The sequence below is a fragment of the Methylotenera sp. genome (assembly GCF_030653755.1).
Taxonomy (GTDB): Bacteria; Pseudomonadota; Gammaproteobacteria; order Burkholderiales; family Methylophilaceae; genus Methylotenera.
In genome coordinates, this window is sequence record NZ_JAURYU010000055.1 from 1 (window position 1) to 1,002 (window position 1,002).

Genomic DNA, 1,002 nt, shown 5'->3' on the forward strand with positions numbered 1-1,002 from the left:
ACCGCGGAGAAGCGGACTCTGAAATGAAGCATGTTCTGTGCATACCCCCCTGCCATGTCGGCCTTTTTGACAGGCACAACCTAACCTCCCAGGGTATTTTATAAATTTTTCAAGAAAATCAATGAAGTGTGACCTATGGCACGGTCTATGCATATTTGTCGGAGCGCGGCAATCCGCCGGCTAAACCGAGGAGAAGGAATCATGTTGAAGAAGTTTTTGGCTTCGATGTGCGCGGCGACGGCTATGTTCGCCGCTGCGCCAGCCTCTGCCGTTCCAGTGGGTCTAGAGCTTGTGTTGTTGATTGACGTTTCAGGTAGCGTTGACAACGCTGAATACGCATTGCAGAAAAATGGCTACGTTCAAGCCATCCAAAATGCAGATGTTCAAAACGCCATTTTGGGCAGCCAAGGCGGTGCCATTGCTGTGACATATGTAGAGTGGTCCGGTACCTCTCAGCAATCGCAACAGGTGTCGTGGGCGTTGATCGACAGTGTTGCGGCGGCCAACGCCTTCGCAGCCAGCATAAATTCGGTGACGCGCGCCTTCAGTGGGACCACGGCTATCCAGAATGCTATCCGGTACGGCGCTGGGCTGTTTGGCACTGAGACAGGCGGTATCGACAATGGCTTTACTTCAGCCCGCCAGGTCATGGATGTCTCGGGTGACGGTGTGTGCAATGACGGAACGTGCTCGACAGCTTTTGGTCGCGATTACGCACTGGGTCTCGGTGTTGACACGATCAACGGCCTGGCAATCGGCGGTGCAAGCGTCACTAACTACTACAACAGCAGCGTCGTCGGTGGTGGCGGTTTCGTGATTGATGTTGCCAATTTCAATGATTTTGCATCCGCCATTCAAAGAAAACTGATCAAGGAAATCACAAATGATGTTCCTGAACCTGTCTCACTTGCGTTGCTGGGTGTCGGGTTGCTCGGCGTAGCTGCGGCTCGTCGCCGCGCGGCAAAGGGTTGACGGACAACATCTCCTTACCTGATTTTCAAT

1 protein-coding gene is annotated in these 1,002 nt (G+C 53.1%); it reads left to right on the plus strand.

Features of this window, described 5'->3' with window-relative positions:
• Positions 1-201: 201 nt before the first annotated feature.
• Positions 202-972 carry a DUF1194 domain-containing protein gene (locus Q7U33_RS11765; protein ID WP_304861214.1) on the plus strand — a complete coding sequence of 257 codons (771 nt, stop codon included), beginning with the start codon at positions 202-204 and terminating at the stop codon, positions 970-972.
• Positions 973-1,002 lie beyond the last annotated feature (30 nt).

Excerpts from the sequence above, each read along its gene's own strand:
- Q7U33_RS11765 (WP_304861214.1), top strand. The coding sequence starts at position 202 with ATGTTGAAGAAGTTTTTGGCTTCGATGTGCGCGGCGACGGCTATGTTC.